This window comes from Pantoea sp. App145, assembly GCF_047947045.1.
In the GTDB taxonomy this organism is placed as follows: Bacteria; Pseudomonadota; Gammaproteobacteria; order Enterobacterales; family Enterobacteriaceae; genus Pantoea.
Genome location: NZ_CP133290.1, coordinates 2,608,279 through 2,630,185, shown reverse-complemented (window position 1 = coordinate 2,630,185; position 21,907 = coordinate 2,608,279). Strand labels below are relative to the sequence as shown.

The 21,907-nt window shown below is 55.8% G+C and carries 21 protein-coding genes; 15 read left to right on the top strand and 6 right to left on the bottom strand.

The window, feature by feature from the left end; all coding sequences use genetic code 11:
• Positions 1-25: 25 nt before the first annotated feature.
• Positions 26-1,078 (top strand): AbrB family transcriptional regulator, encoded by a 1,053-nt coding sequence (locus RCF31_RS12020; protein ID WP_416410650.1) that lies wholly within the window; start codon positions 26-28, stop codon positions 1,076-1,078.
• Here RCF31_RS12020 and rarD read toward each other — a convergent pair.
• On the bottom strand, positions 1,049-1,948 hold the full coding sequence (gene rarD / locus RCF31_RS12015; RefSeq protein WP_416413249.1) for an EamA family transporter RarD: 900 nt from the start codon (positions 1,946-1,948) through the stop codon (positions 1,049-1,051). The two genes, RCF31_RS12020 and rarD, sit on opposite strands and share 30 nt — an antisense overlap.
• Positions 1,949-1,992: 44 nt before the next feature.
• The gene (locus tag RCF31_RS12010) at positions 1,993-2,463 is read right to left on the bottom strand and encodes a thioesterase family protein (RefSeq protein WP_299455391.1); all 471 of its coding nucleotides are present in this window, start codon (positions 2,461-2,463) and stop codon (positions 1,993-1,995) included.
• 190 nt (positions 2,464-2,653) lie between these two features.
• Here RCF31_RS12010 and pldA point away from each other — a divergent pair, with 190 nt between their 5' ends.
• From pldA to rhtC, 3 genes are read left to right on the top strand one after another with little or no spacing between them, the layout of a single operon-like run.
• Positions 2,654-3,532 carry a phospholipase A gene (pldA, locus tag RCF31_RS12005; RefSeq protein WP_299455389.1) on the top strand — a complete coding sequence of 293 codons (879 nt, stop codon included), beginning with the start codon at positions 2,654-2,656 and terminating at the stop codon, positions 3,530-3,532.
• 21 nt (positions 3,533-3,553) lie between these two features.
• The gene (gene recQ / locus RCF31_RS12000) at positions 3,554-5,377 is read left to right on the top strand and encodes an ATP-dependent DNA helicase RecQ (RefSeq protein WP_299455386.1); all 1,824 of its coding nucleotides are present in this window, start codon (positions 3,554-3,556) and stop codon (positions 5,375-5,377) included.
• A gap of 12 nt (positions 5,378-5,389) precedes the next feature.
• A complete protein-coding gene (gene rhtC / locus RCF31_RS11995; protein ID WP_416410647.1) occupies positions 5,390-6,013 on the top strand; it encodes a threonine export protein RhtC in 624 nt (207 codons plus the stop codon).
• A 71-nt stretch (positions 6,014-6,084) separates the two neighbouring features.
• Here rhtC and rhtB read toward each other — a convergent pair whose 3' ends face one another.
• The gene (rhtB, locus tag RCF31_RS11990; RefSeq protein ID WP_313683528.1) at positions 6,085-6,708 is read right to left on the bottom strand and encodes a homoserine/homoserine lactone efflux protein; all 624 of its coding nucleotides are present in this window, start codon (positions 6,706-6,708) and stop codon (positions 6,085-6,087) included.
• Positions 6,709-6,812: 104 nt separating this feature from the next.
• Between rhtB and pldB the strand changes: the two genes are divergently transcribed.
• The 3 genes from pldB to RCF31_RS11975 all read left to right on the top strand — a co-directional run bounded on the left by pldB (position 6,813) and on the right by RCF31_RS11975 (position 9,681).
• Entirely contained in the window at positions 6,813-7,805 is a 993-nt protein-coding gene (pldB, locus tag RCF31_RS11985; protein WP_416410645.1) for a lysophospholipase L2, read from the top strand.
• Between the two features lie 31 nt (positions 7,806-7,836).
• Entirely contained in the window at positions 7,837-8,637 is an 801-nt protein-coding gene (gene yigL / locus RCF31_RS11980; protein WP_084871728.1) for a sugar/pyridoxal phosphate phosphatase YigL, read from the top strand.
• Positions 8,638-8,814: 177 nt separating this feature from the next.
• Positions 8,815-9,681: a carboxylate/amino acid/amine transporter gene (locus tag RCF31_RS11975; RefSeq protein ID WP_299455377.1), complete on the top strand. Its 867-nt coding sequence runs from the start codon at positions 8,815-8,817 to the stop codon at positions 9,679-9,681.
• On the opposite strand, the gene RCF31_RS11970 is transcribed toward RCF31_RS11975, so the two are convergent.
• Positions 9,678-10,157, bottom strand: a complete 480-nt coding sequence (locus RCF31_RS11970) for a DUF1456 family protein (protein WP_416410642.1) — start codon at positions 10,155-10,157, stop codon at positions 9,678-9,680. The two genes, RCF31_RS11975 and RCF31_RS11970, sit on opposite strands and share 4 nt — an antisense overlap.
• 53 nt (positions 10,158-10,210) lie before the next feature.
• Positions 10,211-11,143, bottom strand: a complete 933-nt coding sequence (gene metR / locus RCF31_RS11965; RefSeq protein WP_299455373.1) for an HTH-type transcriptional regulator MetR — start codon at positions 11,141-11,143, stop codon at positions 10,211-10,213.
• Positions 11,144-11,285: 142 nt separating this feature from the next.
• On the opposite strand from metR, the gene metE reads away from it, so the two are divergent.
• Complete coding sequence (gene metE / locus RCF31_RS11960) at positions 11,286-13,556, top strand: 5-methyltetrahydropteroyltriglutamate--homocysteine S-methyltransferase (RefSeq protein WP_416410639.1); 2,271 nt, start codon at positions 11,286-11,288, stop codon at positions 13,554-13,556.
• Between the two features lie 56 nt (positions 13,557-13,612).
• On the opposite strand, the gene RCF31_RS11955 is transcribed toward metE, so the two are convergent.
• Positions 13,613-14,449 carry a dienelactone hydrolase family protein gene (locus tag RCF31_RS11955; protein ID WP_299455369.1) on the bottom strand — a complete coding sequence of 279 codons (837 nt, stop codon included), beginning with the start codon at positions 14,447-14,449 and terminating at the stop codon, positions 13,613-13,615.
• Between the two features lie 301 nt (positions 14,450-14,750).
• Between RCF31_RS11955 and udp the strand changes: the two genes are divergently transcribed.
• The 7 genes from udp (at position 14,751) to tatA (ending at position 21,906) form a co-directional block, all read left to right on the top strand.
• Positions 14,751-15,512, top strand: a complete 762-nt coding sequence (gene udp, locus RCF31_RS11950; protein ID WP_084871734.1) for a uridine phosphorylase — start codon at positions 14,751-14,753, stop codon at positions 15,510-15,512.
• 85 nt (positions 15,513-15,597) lie between these two features.
• Positions 15,598-16,857, top strand: a complete 1,260-nt coding sequence (locus RCF31_RS11945; protein WP_416410637.1) for a tetratricopeptide repeat protein — start codon at positions 15,598-15,600, stop codon at positions 16,855-16,857.
• An 83-nt stretch (positions 16,858-16,940) separates the two neighbouring features.
• The gene (gene rmuC, locus RCF31_RS11940; protein WP_416410635.1) at positions 16,941-18,455 is read left to right on the top strand and encodes a DNA recombination protein RmuC; all 1,515 of its coding nucleotides are present in this window, start codon (positions 16,941-16,943) and stop codon (positions 18,453-18,455) included.
• Positions 18,456-18,530: 75 nt separating this feature from the next.
• The gene (ubiE, locus tag RCF31_RS11935; protein WP_084871737.1) at positions 18,531-19,289 is read left to right on the top strand and encodes a bifunctional demethylmenaquinone methyltransferase/2-methoxy-6-polyprenyl-1,4-benzoquinol methylase UbiE; all 759 of its coding nucleotides are present in this window, start codon (positions 18,531-18,533) and stop codon (positions 19,287-19,289) included.
• Positions 19,290-19,301: 12 nt separating this feature from the next.
• Positions 19,302-19,907, top strand: a complete 606-nt coding sequence (gene ubiJ / locus RCF31_RS11930) for a ubiquinone biosynthesis protein UbiJ (protein ID WP_416410633.1) — start codon at positions 19,302-19,304, stop codon at positions 19,905-19,907.
• Positions 19,904-21,541: a ubiquinone biosynthesis regulatory protein kinase UbiB gene (ubiB, locus tag RCF31_RS11925; RefSeq protein ID WP_299455358.1), complete on the top strand. Its 1,638-nt coding sequence runs from the start codon at positions 19,904-19,906 to the stop codon at positions 21,539-21,541. The genes ubiJ and ubiB overlap by 4 nt, the downstream gene beginning before the upstream one ends.
• 110 nt (positions 21,542-21,651) lie before the next feature.
• Entirely contained in the window at positions 21,652-21,906 is a 255-nt protein-coding gene (tatA, locus tag RCF31_RS11920) for a Sec-independent protein translocase subunit TatA (protein ID WP_084871739.1), read from the top strand.
• The last annotated feature ends 1 nt before the right edge of the window (position 21,907 follow it).

Here is a 21,907-nt window from a genome sequence, read left to right as displayed (position 1 = left end):
TTATTAACATTTACCCTTCCACCCTATGGCGCGTCTCTCTTTGCGACAGCAATGGACCATTCTGCTGATTGCTTCTCTGATTCTGGGCATTATCTTCCAGCTGTTTCACCTGCCTGCGGCATTGTTGCTCGGTCCAATGATTGTTGGAACCGTGATGGGATTATCGGGTGCTGCGGTACGCATCGATAAACGCTTCTTTGTGCTGGCTCAGGCGGTACTGGGCTGCATGATAGGGCAAACCTTATCGCCCGCCATTTTGCCGCCACTGCTGCAAGACTGGCCGGTGGTGATGGCGGTGCTGGCGCTGACGCTGGCCGCCAGTGGGCTGTCAGGCTTTCTACTGGTCCGCTTCAGCAATCTGCCTGGCCCTACCGGGGCCTGGGGATCGTCGCCCGGCGGTGCGTCGGCAATGGTGGCGATGGCCGGAGATTTTGGCGCAGACGTGCGGCTGGTGGCTTTTATGCAGTACCTGCGCGTGCTGTTTGTGGCGACGGCAGCGGCAGTCGTGGCGCGTATCGGTCTGGGTAACGGCGGTGGCAGCGCCGACCTGGTGTGGTTCCCGGCACTGCACAGCAGCTTTGCCCTGACGCTGGTGGTGATGGTGGTCGGCGCCTGGCTGGGACAAAAGCTGCGGATTCCGTCCGGTGCATTGTTATTACCGGCGTTGATCGGCGCGACCTTGCAGGGAACGGGGGTGGCGACCTTACAGGTGCCGGAATGGTTACTGGCGCTGGCTTATGCGCTGATTGGCTGGAGCGTGGGGCTGCGCTTTACCCGTCCGATTTTCCTGCTGGCGCTGCGCACCTTGCCGCAAATGGTGGTATCGATAATCGGCCTGATGCTGTTGTGTGGCGGGCTGGCCTGGATGCTGACACGCGTGCTGCATGTGGATCTGATGACCGCTTATCTGGCAACCAGCCCTGGCGGGCTGGATACCGTAGCGATTATTGCGGCGGGGAGCCAGGTCGATATTGCCTTTGTCATGGCGTTGCAGACCTTACGCCTGTTCACCATTCTGCTCACTGGCCCGGCCCTGGCGCGTTTTATTTCACGCTATGCGCACGCGCGTGCGAGTTGAAACAACAACCGCATCAAGTATAAATATGGCGAGTGCCAGCCAGATAAAACCAAAGGTCACCATTTTATCGGGCGTGACGGTCTCGCCATAAAACACCACAGCCAGCAGGAACATCAGCGTCGGACCGAGGTACTGGAAAAAGCCGATGGTCGATAAACGCAGGCGCGTACAGGCAGCGGCAAACAGCATCAGCGGGACGGTAGTGACGACACCGGCGGCCACCAGTTTGAGATTGAGGCTCAGGGGGTTAGCGCTCAGATGGCTGGTGGCGCTGTCGGCAAAGCCAAACAGGTAGATTGCCGCCAGCGGGAAAAGCCACAGCGTCTCAATCAACATGCCGCTCTGGGCATCAACCTGAATCTTCTTGCGCATCAGGCCGTAGAACGCAAAGCTCAACGCCAGCCCCAGCGCGATAACCGGCACCGAGCCAAATTGCCACAGCTGCACCAGCACACCGGTGGTAGCGAGAAACACCGCCAGCCATTGCAGACGGCGGAAACGCTCGCGCATAAATAACATCCCCAGCACCACGTTAATCAGCGGGCTAATAAAGTAACCCAGGCTGGCTTCAAGGATATGCTGATTATTCACTGCCCAGATATACAGCAGCCAGTTGCCACCGATGGTCACGGCGGTCAATGCCAGCAACAGCACCTTCTTCGGCTGGCGTAACACGCTGCACACCTGATTCCAGTTGCGGCTCAGGGTAATCAGCAGCAGCATAAACAACGCTGACCAGATAACGCGGTGCGTCATGATTTCCAGCGGGGGGACCACTTTGACCAGCTTAAAGTAGGCGGGAGCGATACCCCAGAGAAAGTAGGCACCGAGCGCATAGCCAATGCCCTGGCGCGTTTGTTGCGTATCCATCATTTATTCCAGAAAAACGGCGATTCTCGCACGTCGTGGGGTGATTAACCAATCAGGTAAGTTGCGGTAGCCGTGGCGATATAATCGCCCTGCTGGTTGTGCAGTTCTACACGCGCCACTGCCACCTTGTTACCTGCGCGTAGCAGGCTGCTGGTGGCGATGAAGCGCTCACCGCGCCCCGGGCGCAGATAATCCACGCGCATATCGATAGTTCCCATACGCGACAGCCGCTGACGCAGCTCCTCTTCGCTGATACTTTCCTGACGCGTCAGCGAATGGCTGACACACACCAGCCCGGCAGCAACATCCAGCACTGAGGCGATCACGCCACCGTGCAAAATACGTTGTGCCGCATTGCCGACCAGCATGGTTTTATTGGCAAAACCCAGTTCAGCGTATTCAGGCTCCAGCCGATCCAGCTCCAGCCCGAGGGCCTGATTAAACGGCATATGATAAACAAAAATTTCGCCAATCAGACGGCGTGCTTCCTGCGGTGTCAGCATGGGTGATGACATGGTGATAGCCTTCAAATGTCCCCGCGTGGGGCGATAGATGTTAATGAATTGTGTATATTATGCCGCGTTTGGGCTGCTTTCCAGTTTCAGAAATCGTCACTCATCAGAGCGTAAGTTTGTGTGTAGAATGACCTGCTTTTTTAAACCGTTATTCAACGATTTTGTTAGGCAGTGCCCACTGGAGAATTTTATGCGTAAGCATCGCGCCTTGCTGGCAGCGGCCCTGTTACTTCCTGCCCTGGCGCAGGCTGATGAAGCCACGATCAAAGAAGTTCATGATGCCCCGGCGGTTAAGGGCAGTATTATTGCCAACCTGCTGGAGAAACACGATAACCCATTCGTGCTTTATCCTTACGAAAACAACTATCTGCTTTACACCTACACCAGTAGCATGAATAAAGAGGCGATATCCTCGTACGACTGGGCAGACAAAGCGAAAAAAGATGAAGTAAAATTCCAGCTCAGTCTGGCCTTTCCGCTGTGGCGCGGTATTCTGGGCGACAATTCGGTACTGGCGGCCTCCTATACGCAACGTTCCTGGTGGCAGCTGTCAAACCGTGGTGCATCATCACCGTTCCGTGAAACCAACTATGAGCCGCAGATTTTCCTCGGCTGGGCCACGGACTACACTCTGGGTGGCTGGACATTACGTGATGTGGAAATGGGTCTGAACCATGAGTCGAATGGTCGCAGCGATCCGACTTCACGCAGCTGGAACCGTGTGTATGCGCGCCTGATGGCGGAGAATGGCAATTTCCTCGCGGAGATCAAACCCTGGTATCGTATCCCGGAAAGCGCCAGCAATGACGACAATCCGGACATCACCAAATATATGGGCTACTACCGCGCGAAGCTGGGCTACATGCTTGGCGACAGCATCTTTAGCGTGGAAGGCAATTACAACTGGAACAGTGGCTACGGCGGTGCAACCTTCGCCTGGAGTTACCCGATCAGCGAGCATGTGCGTTTTTACACCCAGCTGTTTAGCGGCTACGGTGAATCGCTCATCGACTACAACCACCGCCAGACGCGCGTGGGTGTGGGCGTGACGCTCAACGATCTGTTCTGATAAGCAAAAAACAGGATTACCGTGGCAACATCGGCAGTGCTCAATCAGGAAACGCTGGCGCAGCAGGTATTACAGGATACCTTCGGCTACCAGCAATTTCGTCCCGGTCAGCAAACCATTATTGAAACGGCGCTGGCAGGGCGCGATTGCCTGGTGGTTATGCCCACCGGCGGTGGCAAATCGCTGTGTTATCAAATCCCGGCATTGGTGCGCGAAGGGTTAACCCTGGTGGTATCGCCACTGATCTCGTTGATGAAAGATCAGGTGGATCAACTGCTGGCGAACGGCGTGGCGGCTGCCTGTCTTAACTCGACGCAGACGCGTGAGCAGCAGCAGCAGGTGTTTGCCGACTGCCGCACCGGCCGTTTGAAACTGCTCTACATCGCGCCTGAACGCCTGATGATGGATAACTTCCTCGACAGCCTGCACCACTGGAATCCGGTGATGCTGGCGGTGGATGAAGCGCACTGCATCTCGCAATGGGGTCACGATTTCCGTCCGGAATATGGTGCGCTGGGACAGCTGCGCCAGCGTTTCCCGGATCTGCCGGTGATGGCACTGACGGCCACCGCCGACGAAACCACGCGTAATGACATCGCGCATCTGCTGCAGATGGACGATCCGCTGATTCAAATTAGCAGCTTCGACCGCCCCAACATCCGCTACACGCTGGTGGAGAAGTTTAAGCCTACCGAGCAGCTGCTGCGTTACGTACAGGATCAGCGTGGTAAAAGCGGCATCATTTACTGCAACAGCCGCGCCAAAGTGGAAGACACGGCGGCACGTTTGCAAAGTCGCGGCCTGAGCGTAGGGGCCTATCATGCCGGTATCGACAGCGCCCAGCGTGCGCGGGTACAGGAAGCGTTTCAGCGCGATGATCTGCAAATCGTGGTGGCCACCGTTGCGTTTGGGATGGGGATCAACAAACCCAACGTGCGTTTTGTGGTGCACTTTGATATCCCGCGCAATATCGAATCCTACTATCAGGAAACCGGTCGTGCCGGGCGTGATGGTTTGCCGGCAGAAGCGATGATGCTGTATGACCCGGCGGATATGGCATGGCTGCGTAAATGTCTGGAAGAGAAAGCACCGGGTCCGTTGCAGGATATTGAGCGGCATAAACTCAATGCGATGGGGGCGTTTGCCGAAGCACAAACCTGCCGTCGTCTGGTGTTGCTTAACTACTTTGGTGAAGGGCGTCAGCAGCAATGCGACAACTGCGATATCTGCCTCGATCCGCCACGCCGCTACGATGGCCTGGTGGAAGCGCAGAAAGCGCTTTCCGGCATTTATCGCACAGGGCAGCGTTTTGGTATGGGCTATATTGTCGAAGTTTTGCGCGGTGCCAGTAACCAGCGTATTCGCGACAATGGTCACGATAAACTGCCGGTGTACGGTATTGGTCGCGATCAAAGCACCGAACATTGGGTCAGTGTGCTGCGTCAGCTGATTCACCTCGGCATGGTGACGCAGAATATCGCCATGCACTCCGCCTTACAACTCACCGAAGCGGCGCGTCCGGTATTACGTGCCGAAGTGCCGCTGATGCTGGCGGTGCCGCGAATTGTGACGGTGAAAACCCGCAGCAGCTCACCGAAGGTGTACGGTGGCAATTACGATCGCAAACTGTTTGCCAAGCTGCGCAAGTTGCGCAAAGCGATAGCCGACGAAGAGAATATCCCGCCTTACGTGGTGTTTAACGATGCCACGCTGATTGAAATGGCAGAACAAATGCCGGTGAGCGCGTCAGAAATGCTGAGCGTGAACGGTGTCGGTCATCGCAAGCTGGAGCGCTTTGGTAAGCCGTTCCTGGTGATGATCAAAGAACATCTTGATGAAGAGTAAAGGAAAAAAAGCATGTTGATGTTATTCGCTACCGTCGCGCTGGTGCACCTGGTGGCGTTGATGAGCCCCGGCCCGGACTTTTTCTTTGTTTCGCAAACGGCCGCCAGCCGTTCGCGTAAAGAAGCGATGATGGGTGTGCTGGGTATTACGCTGGGTGTGATGGTGTGGGCCGGTGTGGCGTTGATGGGCCTGCATCTGATCATGGAAAAAATGGCGTGGCTGCATCAGATCATTATGGTCGGCGGTGGTCTCTACCTGCTGTGGATGGGCTGGCAGCTGATGCGCTCGGCGCGCCAGCGTCATAAGCAACCCCAGATTGATGCACCGGTGGTTGAGTTGCCAAAAAGGGGCATGAGCTTCCTGAAAGGTTTGTTGACCAACCTCTCCAACCCCAAAGCGATTATCTATTTTGGCAGCGTGTTCTCGCTGTTTGTTGGCAATGATGTGGGGGCACTGGAGCGTTGGGGATTATTCCTGCTGATTCTGGTGGAAACCTTTGCCTGGTTTACCGTGGTGGCGGCGATTTTTGCCCTGCCGTGGATGCGCGATAAGTATCAGCGCATGGCGAAGTGGGTGGATGGCATGGCGGGCGTGCTGTTTGCTGGGTTCGGCATTCACCTGATCATTTCGCGTTAATTTTATCCGTAGCGGCGCGATTTATCGCGCGCCTTTAAAACCCGCGCGATAAATCGCGCCGCTACGCATTATCAGGCGATTCTGCGCGCACTGGCTAACAACGCGCCTACCGCCATAAATAATCCGCCGAAGGTGCGGTTCATCGCCTTCATCTGTTTCGGGCCTTTAATCCAGCCAGCAATGCGGGTTGCCAGCGTGGCGTAACCAATCATCACGATAATATCGACGACGACGGTGGTGACGCCTAGCACCAGATATTGCATCAACTGCGGCTGGTGTGGCTGAATAAATTGCGGGAACAACGCAGCAAGAAACACGATGCTTTTGGGGTTGGTGAGGTTAACCAGCACCGCGCGCTTAAACAAACGGCGACGTGGCATCGCTTTGGCGACCGCATTGAGATCCAGCGCGCCACCCGAGCGCCACTGCTGAATGCCCAGCCAGACCAGATAGGCCGCACCCGCCCATTTCAGGATTTCGAACGCCAGCACCGACTGGGAAAACAGCGCGCCAAGACCAGCGCCCACTAGCACGATATGCACGGAAAGGCCAAGTTGCAGGCCGGAGATCGACGCGACTGCGCCGCGATAGCCGTGGCTGATACCGGTACTCATGGTATTAATTGCGCCAGAGCCGGGTGACAGGCTCAGGATGGTTGTGGTTAACAGGTAGGTTAACCACCATTCAATGGTCATGTGTGACATTCCCTGAAGTTAGCGAAGTGTGACACAATACGCCAGAAAATCGCGGCACGCTATGGAGTGGATGTGCGGCGTTGACGTTTTTTTCCGGGGGGCGGATGCAGCAGATAAAACAGAGTTGGCTCAGGCGTGAAAAGGCGTTTGCTTCCTTTGCCACCGGTCCGCTGCTTGACTTCTGGCACCGTCGCGAAGAGCGTGAATTTACCGGCGTGGGCAATCTCATCATTCGCTATGTGCGCTTCACTTCTCCGCAACATCGCCGTGTCATTCTGATCGTTCCCGGACGCATCGAAAGCTATATCAAATACCCGGAGCTGGCCTACGATCTGTTCCATTGTGGCTTTGATGTGGTGATCATCGACCATCGCGGCCAGGGACGTTCCGACCGTCTGCTGGAGGACTCCCACCGTGGCCATGTGGTGGAGTTCACCGATTATGTCGATGATTTGGAAACGTTGTACCTGAAAGAGATCGTCAGTGGTCATTACCGGCAACGCTATGCGCTGGCGCACTCGATGGGTGGGGCGATCCTCGCGCTGTTTCTGGCGCGTCAGCCACGGGCGTTTCATGCGGTGGCGTTGTCAGCACCGATGTTCGGCATCACCCTGCCGCTGCCACCGTTTCTGGCACACCGTATCCTCGACTGGGCAGAGAAAATGCCTGCCCTGCGTGACGGTTACGCCCTGGGGACCGGGCGCTGGCGTGCCCATCCGTTCGGTATCAACCAACTGACACACAGCCGGGAACGCTATCGCCGCAATTTACGTTTTTATGCCGATGATCCGGCGATTCGCGTCGGCGGCCCAACCTACCATTGGGTGAGGGAAGGGGTGCAGGCCGGACGTAACATCATCAGCCAGGTGAATAACATCACCACGCCAATGCTGCTGATGCAGGCCAGCGAAGATCGGGTGGTGGATAACCGCTCGCAGGATTTGTTTTGTGAGGCGATGGCGGCGGCAGGGCATCCCTGCGAAGGCGTCACGCCCTATGTGATTGAGGGTGCGCGACATGAGATCCTGTTTGAAACAGACGCGATGCGCGCCCAGGCGCTAAACGCCGTGGTCGATTTTTTTGCACGCCACGTTTAATTGATTATTGATACCTACAACCGAGGTTTACATGTACCACATCGTCGCATCCGACCTGGATGGCACGCTGCTTTCTCCGGACCATCGCCTGACACCTTTTGCTCGCAGCACCTTGCAGGAGCTGGTGGCACGCGATGTTCATTTCGTCTTTGCCACCGGTCGTCACTATATCGATGTGGGGCAAATGCGCGACAGTCTCGGCATCCCGGCTTATATGATCACCTCCAACGGTGCGCGTGTGCATAACGCCGACGGCGAACTGATTTTCAGCCACAATCTGGATGCCGATATCGCGCAGGATTTGTATGGCCTGAAATACCATGATGAGCAGGTGCTGACCCACGTTTACCGTGATGACGAATGGTTTATTAGCCGCCATCGCCCGGCCGAGCAGGATTACTTTCGCGAGTCGGTGTTTAACTACCAGGTGTATCAGCCCGGCATGTTGCCGACGGATGGCATCAGCAAAGTGTTCTTTACCTGCGACGAACCGGAGCATCTGATCCCGATGGAACAGGCGATTGAAGCGCGCTGGGGCGATCGGGTTAACGTCAGTTTCTCGCTGCCGACTTGTCTGGAAGTGATGGCGGGTGGCGTTTCCAAGGGGCACGCGCTGGAAGCCGTGGCGAAGCAGCTCGGCTATTCACTGAAAGAGTGTATCGCCTTTGGTGACGGTATGAACGATGTGGAGATGCTCAGCATGGCGGGCAAGGGCTGCATCATGCGCAATGCGCATCAGCGCCTGAAAGACACCTTGCCAGCGCTGGAAGTGATTGGCAGCAACGCCGAAGACGCGGTGCCACATACGCTGCGTAAACTGTTTCTGGCATAAAAAATTTCTGCGTTTCGTAGCGGCGCGATTTATCGCGCTAATGTGTGCCATTCGGATTGCGCGATAAATCGCGCCGCTACAGATGTTTGTATTTTATTCAGTTGTAAACCAGATAATTCAACCAGACAGCGACAGTTTGTTTACACTAGCGGCACTGTTCATTTTGGGGTCGTTACTGTGCCGTTATTGATCGTTACCACCATTCTGTGGGCTTTTTCCTTTAGTTTTATCGGGGAATATCTGGCGGGCCAGGTGGATTCCTGGTTCTCGGTGCTGATGCGTCTGGCACTGGCAGCCATTGTCTTTCTGCCCTTCCTGCGCTGGCGTGGTTATCGTGCCTCGACCATCCTGCTGTATATGCTGGTGGGGATGCTGCAATTGGGCATCATGTACCTGCTCAGCTTTGAAGCCTACCTCTATCTCAGCGTGACGGAATTCCTGTTATTTACCGTCATGACGCCGCTGTATGTCACCCTGATCTACGATCTGCTCAGCCGACGCCCGTTGCGTATTGGCTACGCCTTCAGTGCCTTGCTGGCGGTGGTCGGCGCAGCGATTATTCGTTATGACAAAGTCAGCGACCACTTCTGGTTTGGTCTGTTGCTGGTGCAGGCGGCGAATATCTGTTTTGCCATCGGCATGGTGGGTTACAAGCGTTTGCAGGAGACGCGCCCGATGCCGCAGCACACCGCGTTTTCCTGGTTCTACCTTGGCGCAGTGATCATTGCGGTGATTGCCTGGTGCCTGTGGGGCAATCCCAACAAGCTACCGACCACCTCGCTGCAATGGGGCATTCTGGTGTGGCTGGGCGTGGCCGCGTCCGGGTTGGGCTACTTTATGTGGAACTATGGCGCTACCCAGGTGGATGCAGGCACACTGGGTATCATGAACAATATGCATGTGCCGGCAGGATTGCTGGTAAATCTGGCGATCTGGCAGGAAAAACCACACTGGCCGAGCTTTATCGCCGGGGCCATTGTGATCTTCGCTTCACTTTATGTGCATAAACGCTGGGTACTGGGAAAAACCGCGACCAGCCATTAAGCCTTTTTGACAGGGGCCGGGCGCTGCACCAGCGTCAGCCCTTTCAAAAAGTTACGCAGAATCTGGTCACCGCATTCGCGGTAATTCTTATGATCCGGATTACGGAAAATTGCGCCGATCTCCGCCTGAGAAACCTTAAAGTTTGCCTTCAGCAAGATCTCGGGAATGTCCGTGGTTTTCAGGGCAAACGCGATACGTAACTTCTTCAGGAAGATATTGTTGTTCATGCGGCGCTCAATCGATGGCGCAGGCGCATCTTCGCTCTTACCACGACGATGGAAAATCAAACCGTTGAGGAAATAACCCATCAGCACATCCGGGCAGGGACGAAAAGCGGCATCATCATCTTTCTTCAGCCACGCCTGCACATCTTCCAGCGGCACATCGCAACTCGCCAGGGCGAAAATCTCCACCACTTTGCTGTCGCTTAAATCCAGCATATAGCGCACGCTGCGCAGCACATCGTTATTGGTCATGGTGAAAATCTCCTGGTCACGGGTTGAGGCGGCGCATTATAGAGTAGGCCGTTTCAGGAAGACAGCGGTTGTAACGAACCGGGGCGCGATGCATCGCGCACAAAAGGCAGATGATCACAGGCATGCTGGCGGGCAAAACGCGCGAACGCCTCCAGCACCGGCTGACGCTGCTCACCGTCACGCATTGCCGCGTACAAACGGCTCCACAACCCTTCACCCAGCGTTTTGGTCACCACCAATCCCTGATGTTCAAAACTCTCCACGACCCAGTGGGGCAGCGCCGCAATCCCCATGCGCGCTGACACCATCTGGATCATCAGCAACGTATTATCGACACTCTTCAGCGCCGGGCTGACTCCCGCCGGCTGCAAAAAATGCCGCCAGATATCCAGCCGCTGACGCTGTACCGGATAAATCAGCAGGACTTCATCCGCTAAATCTTCCGGCGAAATATGTTCGCGCTGCGCCAGCGGATGATCCGGTGCCAGCACCAGCCGCACTTCGTAATCAAACATCGGGGAATAGAACAACCCGCTGCGCGGCAAAATATCGGAGGTCAGCACCACATCCAGCTCGCCCTGCTGCAACGCGGGTTGCGGGTCGAATGTCACGCCGGATTTAAAATCCATCACCACCTGCGGCCAGCTCTGACGGAAATTATTCAGCGCTGGCGTCAGCCACTGAATACAGCTGTGGCACTCAATGGCGATGCGCAACGTCGTCTGATGCGGCTCATGGCAAGCCTGCAACGCCTGCTGAATCTGCGGCAGGATCTGCTCAGCCAGCTGCAACAGGATCTCCCCCTGTGGCGTAAAACGTAGCGGCTGGCTCTTACGCACAAACAGGCGAAAGCCCAGCCGCTGCTCCAGGTCGCTGAACTGATGAGATAACGCCGATTGCGTTTGATGAAGCTGAGCGGCGGCGGCGGCCAGAGAGCCGGTATGCCGTAACGCTTGCAGCGTCCGCAGGTGTTTGAGTTCGATCATGAGAATCCTTCACATCGAGATTGAACAATTTGCGCTTGAGGAACATACAGTACCCGCAGAATATAGCGGTGTAAACATCTGGACGGCTAAACATCTGATTGTAACCTAAGCTGCTCAATAAAGAATACCTGGAGGACATCAAATGACCATTCTGAACCATACACTCGGTTTTCCTCGCGTCGGTCTGCGTCGTGAATTGAAAAAAGCCCAGGAAAGTTATTGGGCAGGTAACAGCTCACAGGAAGATTTGCTGGCCGTGGGGCGTGAGCTGCGTGCACGTCACTGGCAACAACAGAAAGAAGCGGGCGTGAACCTGCTGCCGGTGGGTGACTTCGCCTGGTACGATCACGTACTCACTACCAGCCTGCTGTTAGGCAACGTACCGGCCCGCCACCAGAATAAAGACGGCTCCGTTGACCTCGATACCCTGTTCCGCCTCGGCCGTGGTCGTGCACCGACCGGCGCACCAGCCGCCGCCGCCGAAATGACCAAATGGTTCAACACCAACTATCACTACATGGTGCCAGAATTCACCCAGGGTCAGCAGTTCAGACTGACCTGGACCCAGCTGCTGGACGAAGTGGACGAAGCGCTGGCGCTCGGGCATAAAGTTAAACCCGTGCTACTCGGCCCGGTCACTTACCTGTGGCTGGGTAAAGTCAAAGGCGAACAGTTTGATCGCCTTTCGCTGCTGAAAGATATCCTGCCGGTTTATCAACAGGTGCTGGCTGAACTGAAACAACGCGATATTGAATGGGTGCAGATTGATGAGCCAGCGCTGGCGCTGGAACTGCCGCAGGAATGGCGTGCCGCGTTCAAACCGGCTTACGACGCGTTGCAGGGCAAAACCAAACTGCTGCTGACCACCTACTTCGACAGCATCGGCCAGAACCTTGATGTGATCAAAGCGCTGCCAGTGCAGGGGCTGCATGTTGACCTGGTACACGGCAAAGATGATATCCAGCACATCAATCAGCAACTGCCAGCAGAATGGCTGCTGTCTGTTGGGGTGATCAACGGTCGTAACGTCTGGCGTGCCGACCTCAGCAGTTGGTTCGAACGCCTGCAACCGCTGGTGGGACAACGCAAACAACTGTGGATCGGCTCTTCCTGCTCCCTGCTGCACAGCCCGATCGACCTGAGCGTGGAAACCCGTCTCGATGAAGAAGTGAAAAGCTGGTTTGCTTTTGCCCTGCAAAAATGTGCCGAGCTGTCCCTGCTGAGTAACGCGCTGAACAACAACGATGCAAAATCCCTCGAAGCCTGGAGTGCGCCAATCCGTGCCCGTGCCCACTCCAGCCGTGTGCATAACGCCGCTGTGGCGGCGCGTCTGGCAAAAATCCAGGCCAAAGATACCGAGCGTAACAGCGCCTACACCGAGCGTGCTCAGGCGCAGCGCAACCGCTTCCATCTGCCAGCATGGCCGACCACCACCATTGGTTCATTCCCGCAGACCACTGAAATCCGTGGCCTGCGTCTCGACTTCAAAAAAGGCAACATTGATGGCGGTCACTATCGCACCGGTATCGCTGAGCACATCAAACAGGCGATTGTGGAACAGGAACGTCTGGGGCTTGACGTGCTGGTACACGGTGAAGCCGAGCGTAACGACATGGTTGAATATTTCGGCGAAAACCTCGACGGTTTCGTGTTCACTCAGAACGGCTGGGTACAGAGCTACGGTTCACGCTGCGTAAAACCGCCGGTGATTATCGGAGACGTCAGCCGCCCGGCAGCCATCACCGTAGAGTGGGCGAAATATGCCCAGTCGCTGACCGACAAACCGGTTAAAGGCATGCTCACCGGTCCGGTCACTATCCTGTGCTGGTCGTTTCCGCGTGAAGACGTTAGCCGAGAAACCATCGCCAAACAAATTGCACTGGCGCTGCGCGATGAAGTGGCTGACCTGGAAAAAGCCGGTATCGGCATCATCCAGATTGACGAACCGGCGCTGCGTGAAGGTCTGCCGCTGCATCAGTCCGACTGGGCTGCCTACCTCACCTGGGCGGTCGATGCGTTCCGCCTCAACGCGGCGGTGGCGCAGGATGACACCCAGATCCACACCCATATGTGTTATTGCGAGTTCAACGACATCATGGACTCCATCGCCGCACTGGATGCGGACGTGATCACCATCGAAACCTCACGTTCCGATATGGACCTGCTGGATGCGTTTAAAGAATTCTCATACCCGAACGAAATCGGCCCAGGAGTGTATGACATCCACTCACCGAATGTACCCAGTGTGGCGTGGATGGAAGACCTGCTGCGTAAAGCGGCGCTGAGTATTCCGGAAGAACGTTTGTGGGTGAATCCGGACTGCGGCCTGAAAACCCGTGGCTGGACGGAAACCCGTCAGGCTCTGGCCAATATGGTGGAAGCGGCGAAAAAACTGCGCGGTGAAACCGCGTAATCGTTGGATAAAATGTTGTGTTGATACGTTGGGGCGCGCAAGCGCCCCCTTTTTTATTACGCGTCTGGTGCAACGCCATACTGCTTAAACCAGGCAAGCATTCGCACCCAGCCATCCTGCGCCGATTCCGCGTGATAGCTCGGACGATAATCAGCGTGGAAGGCATGGCCCGCATCCGGATAGACCACGATCTCCGCTTTGGCATTGGCGGCACGCAGCGCCTGGCGCATCAGCTCAACGCTCTCCAGCGGAATCCCTTCATCCTGACCGCCGTACAGGCCCAGCACCGGCGCATTTAAATCGACGGCGATATCAATCGGATGCTTTTGCTGCTTCAGCGTCTTGTCGCCAATCAGGCGACCATACCAGGCAACTGCTGCACGCACCTGCGGGTTGTGCGCCGCGAACAGCCAGCTAATGCGTCCACCCCAGCAGAAGCCGGTAATGCCCATACGACGGATATCACCGCCGTTGCGTGCGGCCCAGTTGGCGACGTGGTCGAGGTCCGACAGCACCTGTGAATCCGGCACTTTACTCACCAGCTCTTTAAACAGGGTCGGGATATCGTGGTATTCACTGGGATCGCCTTCACGGAAATACAGTTCTGGTGCCACCGCCAGATAACCCTCCAGCGCCAGCCGACGGCAGACATCACGAATATGCTCATGTACGCCAAAAATCTCCTGCACCACCAACACCACTGGCAGTGTGCCTTCATACTCTTTTGGCCGGGCATAATACGCTGGCAGGTTTTCCCCCTGGCTGGGGACCGAGGTTTCTCCGCTATGGATTGCCTCGCTGTGGGTAAGAATGGTGGTGCTCGCAGTCGGTTGTACGGCGGGGGCAAAGCCGCCAGTTGCAGATTTTTGTGCCATATTGTCTTCGGTTTTCATTGTTCTCTCCGTGCTAACAATCGCGCAATCACGTAACTATAGCCTGGCCGCTGTGGCCGGGCGGGTGTAGGGAGCAGAGGGGTTACGCATGAGTTCTTCCTCTTCTATTAACATTGCCGTTTAAACTTACACAGCACAGCTTGTAGCAATTCAGAATGGCAGACGACCAATGTGTGATTCATGTCACGTTATGTTTTTCTGATAATGTAACTTTCATTATCGATAGTGAAATTAGTCACATATTTATCCCGCCTGCTGACGTAAAGTGGCGCGCATATCCCTTATCTACCAGGAGTCTGTTATGGCCCAGTCTGACGTTTTCCACCTTGGCATCACCAAAGCCGACCTGAAAGGAGCCACGCTGGCCATCGTTCCCGGCGATCCTGAGCGCGTAAAGAAAATCGCTGCGCTGATGGACAACCCGCAGCACCTGGCGTCGCATCGTGAATTCACCACTTATCTGGCCGAGGTGGACGGCAAACCGGTAGTGGTTTGCTCCACCGGCATTGGTGGCCCGTCAACCTCCATCGCGGTGGAAGAACTGGCCCAGCTCGGTGTGCGTACCTTCCTGCGCGTCGGCACCACCGGTGCCATCCAGCCGAATATCAATGTGGGTGATGTGCTGGTCACCACGGCTTCGGTTCGTCTGGACGGTGCCAGCCTGCACTTCGCGCCGATGGAATTCCCGGCGGTCGCTGACTTCACCTGTACCACGGCGCTGGTCGCCGCGGCAGAAGCCTGTGGTGCGAAGACCCACATTGGCATCACCGCCTCCTCTGACACCTTCTATCCCGGCCAGGAGCGTTACGACACCTTCTCAGGCCGTGTGGTCAGCCGCTTCCAGGGCTCGATGAAAGAGTGGCAGCAAATGGGCGTCCTCAACTATGAGATGGAATCCGCTACACTGTTAACCATGTGCGCCAGCCAGGGGCTGCGAGCCGGTATGGTGGCGGGCGTCATCGTGAATCGTACGCAGAAGGAGATCCCGGACGCGGCGACCATGAAACAGACTGAAAGCGACGCGGTGAAAATTGTAGTCGAAGCGGCGCGTCGGTTGATCTAGCGCGCCCGGTAACCGGCGATTTTCAGATTTCGTCGGTTACCTGAAACGGATGCGCGTCAATTCAGCGGATAACTGAGAAATTTCTATGCGCAAAACGGTTCCTGTTCAACGTCCTGCCTTTATGGTCAGCCCTCAGGCGCGTGTCGAAGATGCGGCAGCGCGTTTCCGCCAGGCGATGGCGGCGGCTGATTTCCCTGTCGCGCGTCAGTGCTGTGAAGAAGTGTTGCGTGTTATGCCGCACAACATGCAGGTGCTAAGTGATTATGCGCTGGCGTTGATGCGTGTTGGCGAATACCAGAAATCCTGGAAAACCTACCAGAAAATCTATCAGGCTACGGCGGATAAGCGGGCGCAGGCGGCGGAAACCTGGCTCGACGGTCTCACCGAAGTCTGTGGCTGGCTTAACAAGCCGGATGAGGTGGCGCGTTACGGGCTGGAATCGTTGCAGCAATCCGACCGGAAATTCAGCGCCGGGCAAAAGCACCCTCTGCCAGCAGAAGCACCACCGGCCTTTGCGGCGTCTCGCCCACAGGAAAATATCATTGCCTTCAGCCTGTATGGCGACCAGCCACGCTATTGCGAAACCCTGATAAAAAATGTCGAGGTGGCACGCGAGCTTTACCCGGCGTGGACCTGCCGTATCTGGCTGGATGACAGCGTACCGCAACATGTCTGGCAGCGTCTGGCGCAGCCCAATGTACAGCTGGTGGATATGTCGCACGAGAAAACGCTGTTTCCCACCCTGTGGCGCTTCCTGGTGATGGATGATGCCAGCGTCAAACGTTTTATCGTGCGGGATGCGGATTCGCTGCTTTCCGAGCGCGAACTGTCCGCGGTGGAGGCCTGGCTGCAATCACCCTATTGGTTCCACCATATGCGTGACTACTTTACCCACACCGAATTGCTGCTGGCGGGAATGTGGGGCGGGTGTAACGGCGTATTCAGCAACATCGAACAGCAGATGCGTGATTTTATTACCCGCTACCAGGGCAGCGAACGTTTTACCGACCAGTATTTCCTCAAACTGGCGTTGTGGCCAACGGTACGCGACAGCCTGCTCAGTCACGACGATATTTTCCATTTTCACCAGGCTGAAGCCTGGCCCGCTCATGATCCCATTCGCTGGCAGACTGACCGTTTTCATGTCGGCAGCAATGCGGGATTCTCCAGCATGGCAGGTAAAGCCAGCCATGCCGATGCGGCGATGCAGCAGGTTGAACTGACCTATGGCGACCAGCGCTGGTGTTATCCGGCAAAAGTGCGTGGCGGTGAATGGGCGTTACCGATGCCTTTTTTCCTGATTGATGCATGGAAAGCGGGTGAACTTACGGTGCAGGCGCTATAAGCCTGCCATCTGGCAAAATTGTCTGGACATTTATACAGTGCGCCTCTACCTTTTCCCTCAGCGAGAGGATCCACGGGGGAATTATGGATCAGCAACTTATCATTATCAGCGGCGTACTGGCGCTGGCCGGGTTCGGCCTGGGCTGGATAGTGGCGCAGCTGCGCGCGGGCCATCAGCACGCCAGCTTTTTAACCGAACGCCGCTTGCTGGAAGATGCACAGCAGCGCCAGCAGCAGCAACTGGAGCTGACGCAACAGCAGGTACAGCAGCGTGAACAGGAGCTGCGTCAGCTGCATGGTGCGCTGAGCGGTGCGCAGGAGCGCCTGCAACAGCTTGACTACTGGCGTGGCGAAAGCGAACAGCTGAGCCGTGAACTGCGCAACCAGCTGGAAGTGAACAGCGCGCAGGAAGCCGAGCTACGTGAAGTCACCATCCGCCTGGAAGAGACGCGTTTCGCCGCTGAGGAGAAACAGCGTCTGCTCACCAACAGCGAACAGCGCCTGAGCGCGCAGTTCGAAAATCTTGCCAATCGCATTTTCGAAAACAGCGGCCGTCGTGTTGATGAACAAAACCGCCAGAGTCTGAATAACCTGATCAGCCCGCTGCGCGAGCAGCTGGACGGTTTTCGTCGTCAGGTAAATGACAGCTTTGGTCAGGAAGCGCGTGAGCGCCATACGCTGGCCCATGAAATCCGTCAGCTGCAACAGTTGAATGCGCAGATGGCGCAGGAAGCGATTAACCTCACCAAAGCGCTGAAAGGCGACAACAAAATCCAGGGTAACTGGGGCGAAGTGGTGCTCAGCCGCGTGCTGGAGGCATCGGGCCTGCGCGAAGGTCATGAGTATGAAACCCAGGTCAACATTCAGCTGGAATCGCAGGGCAGGATGCAACCGGATGTGATTGTACGTCTGCCGCAGGGCAAGGATGTGGTGATTGACGCCAAAATGACGCTGATCGCCTATGAACGCTATTTCAATGCCGAAGATGAGGGCACGCGCGAGCAGGCGATTCAGGATCACGTAAACGCGGTGCGCGGCCATATTCGCCTGCTGGGACGAAAAGATTATCAACAATTGCCCGGTTTACGCTCCCTGGATTATGTGTTGATGTTTATCCCGGTTGAACCGGCTTTCCTGCTGGCGATCGATCGGCAGCCAGAGCTGATCAGCGAGGCGTTGCAGCAGAATATCATGCTGGTCAGCCCCACCACGCTGCTGGTGGCGCTACGCACCATCAACAATCTGTGGCGTTATGAGCATCAGAGCCGCAACGCACAGCGCATTGCCGATCGTGCTGCACGGCTGTATGACAAAATGCGGCTGTTTGTCGATGACATGAGCGGCATTGGTCACAACCTGGATAAAGCGCAGCAAAGTTACCAGCTGGCGATGAAAAAACTGGCGGAAGGGCGCGGTAATCTTATTGCGCAAAGTGAAGCGTTCCGTTCGCTGGGCGTCGAGATCAAACGCCCCATCAATCCGCAGCTGGTGGCGCAGGCGCAACCGTCAGAGACGGAGGAAGATTGGGCCGATGACGACGAGCCTGATGAAAAAGCAGAAGATTCTGCCGCCGCTTCCCTGCGCCGCATCAACGAATAGCACGCCGGTCGCGTGCCCGGCCAGCGCAACTCTGATACACTTCGGGAAGAATTGTTTGTGGAACAGGTAAAACCCATGGCAGATGAATCACAGCAGGAAACTACCCACTTTGGCTTTCAGACCGTCGCGAAAAGCGAAAAGGCAGATAAAGTCGCCGACGTGTTTCACTCCGTAGCGGCAAAATATGACCTGATGAACGATCTGATGTCCTTCGGCATCCATCGTGTCTGGAAGCGTTTCACCATCGACAGCAGCGGCGTGCGCCGTGGTCAGCGTGTGCTGGATTTGGCCGGTGGTACCGGCGACCTGACGGCGAAATTCTCGCGTCTGGTAGGCGAAACCGGCCAGGTGGTGCTGGCGGACATCAATAGCTCAATGCTGAAGATGGGCCGTGAAAAACTGCGTAATCTCGGCATTTCTGGCAACGTCAGCTATGTGCAGGCCAACGCCGAAGCATTGCCTTTCCCGGATAACTATTTCGATTGCATCACCATCTCTTTTGGTCTGCGTAACGTGACGGAAAAAGAGAAAGCGCTGGCTTCTATGTTCCGCGTATTGAAGCCAGGCGGACGCCTGCTGGTGCTGGAATTCTCCAAACCGCTGATCGAACCGCTGAGCAAAGCCTATGATGCTTACTCGTTCCACATTCTGCCGCGTATTGGTCAACTGGTGGCGCAGGATGCCGAAAGCTATCGCTATCTGGCGGAATCGATCCGTATGCATCCCGATCAGGAAACCCTGAAGGCGATGATGAATGACGCGGGTTTTGAGAATACCACCTACTTCAACATGACTGGCGGCATCGTCGCGTTGCATCGCGGCTTTAAGTTCTGACAAATCATGGCCATGACTTTCACTCCTTTGATTACCGGCGGTCTTGAGACCGCCCTCAATCGTGTTTTGTATCGCGATCGCAGCCTGAAAGCGGCACGCCAACGTCTGGCGGGCAAAGTGCTGATGTTACGGTTGCAGGAACTCTCATTCCCGCTGGTGCTGGTGTTCAGCGAAAATCAGCTGGATGTGCTTGGCGACTGGCAGGACAGCAGCGATTGCACCGTCAGCCTGCGCCTTAGCACCCTGCCGAAATTGCGTGACCGCCAGCAACTCACCGGCCTGATTCGCAGCGGCGAGCTGGAAGTGGAGGGGGATTTGCAGGTGGTGCAGCAATTCTCGGCGTTGATGGATCTGGCAGAGCTGGATCCGGCGGAATATCTCGCACCGTGGATTGGTGATATCGCCGCGCAGGGCATCAGCCAGGCCGCACAGCGCGCGCTGAAGTTTGTGCAACACGAGGTGACGCGTCGCCAGGATTACCTGGGTCAGACCTTCACTGAAGAGTGGCGACTGGCGCCGGGTGCGCTGGAACTCGCCTGGTTTTGCGAGGAAGTGGAAGCGATGGAACGTTCGCTCAATGCGTTAGAGGCGCGTTTAGCACAGCTGGAGGCGAAATGACGCTGGGAGAAATTCGGCGCTTATATTTTATCGTAAAGGTCTTTCTCAGCTATGGCCTTGATGAACTGATTCCCCACATGCGTATCACGCTGCCCCTGCGTTTATGGCGGCGCTGCATTTTCTGGATCCCCAACAAACACAAAAACGAATCGATGGGCGTGCGGATACGTCTGGCGATGGAGCAGCTGGGGCCGGTGTGGATCAAGTTCGGTCAGATGCTCTCGACACGCCGCGATCTGTTTCCCCCGGCGATCGCTGATGAGCTGGCGATCCTGCAGGACCGCGTTGCACCGTTTGATGGCGTTAAAGCCAAAGCGCAAATCGAGAAAGCGATCGGCGGGCCGGTGGAAACCTGGTTTGACGATTTCGAGATCACGCCACTGGCCTCGGCGTCTATTGCTCAGGTCCATACCGCGACGCTGAAAGAGAATGGTCGTGAAGTGGTGATCAAAGTGATCCGCCCGGATATCCTGCCGGTGATCAAAGCGGATATGAAGCTGATCTACCGCCTGGCGCGTTGGGTGCCGCGTTTGCTGCCGGATGGGCGTCGTCTGCGTCCGCAGGAAGTGGTGCGCGACTACGAAAAAACCTTGATTGATGAACTCAATCTGCTGCGTGAAGCTGCCAACGCGATTCAACTGCGTCGTAACTTTGACCAGAGCCGCATGCTGTATGTGCCGGAAATCTTCTCCGATTATTGCAGTGAATCAATGCTGGTGATGGAACGTATTTACGGCATTCCGATCTCTGACGTCGCCACGCTGGAACAGCATGGCGTCAATATGAAGCTGCTGGCCGAGCGTGGTGTGCAGGTGTTCTTCACCCAGGTGTTCCGTGACAGTTTCTTCCATGCCGATATGCATCCCGGCAACATCTTCGTCAGCTACGACCATCCGGAAGATCCGCAATATATCGGCATCGACTGCGGTATCGTCGGTTCGCTGAACAAAGAGGATAAACGTTACCTGGCGGAAAACTTTATCGCGTTCTTTAACCGCGATTACCGCAAGGTGGCGGAGCTGCATGTTGATTCCGGCTGGGTGCCGCCGGATACCAACGTCGAAGATTTTGAGTTTGCGATTCGTACCGTGTGTGAACCGATTTTTGAGAAGCCGCTGGCAGAGATCTCCTTTGGCCATGTGTTGCTCAACCTGTTCAACACCGCACGTCGCTTCAACATGGAAGTGCAGCCACAGCTGGTGCTGTTGCAGAAAACCCTGCTGTATATCGAGGGGATTGGCCGTCAGCTCTATCCGCAGCTCGATTTGTGGAAAACCGCTAAACCGTTCCTCGAAGACTGGATTAAAGATCAGATTGGTATTCCGGCCATCTGGCGCGCGGTGAAAGACAAGGCTCCCTTCTGGGCAGAAAAACTGCCGGAGCTGCCGGAACTGTTTTATGACAGCATGCGCCAGCACAAATTGTTACAGCACAGCGTCGATAAACTTGTCACCGATATGAATGCGCAACGCACCCGTCATAACAAGGCGCGTTATCTGTTCGGAGTAGGGGCTACACTGTTATTAAGTGGCACCGCAGTGCTACTGAGTCGGCCTGAGTGGGATTTGTTTCCCGCGATTTTAATGGCCGCAGGCATCGTTACCTGGCTGATAGGCTGGCGCAAGACAAACTGATTGTCAGCCAGATCTAAAACGCGTAATGTCGCATGCTAAGGCCCGAAATCATATGGGCTTTCTGTGTGTTACATTCAACAGTTTTTCACAGAATATTAGAGGCATATCTCATGGGCGGTATCAGTATTTGGCAATTGTTAATCATTGCCGTCATTGTTGTACTTCTGTTCGGTACCAATAAGCTACGCAATCTGGGTTCGGATTTAGGGTCTTCCATCCGTGGCTTCAAAAAAGCGATGGGTGACGAAGACGAGAAAAAGGATCAACCGAAAGAGCAGGACGCTGACTTCAACGCCAAAACCCTGGCAGATAAACAGCAAACCTCGGCTAGTAAAGACGACGCCAGGAACGACAAGCAGGTATAAC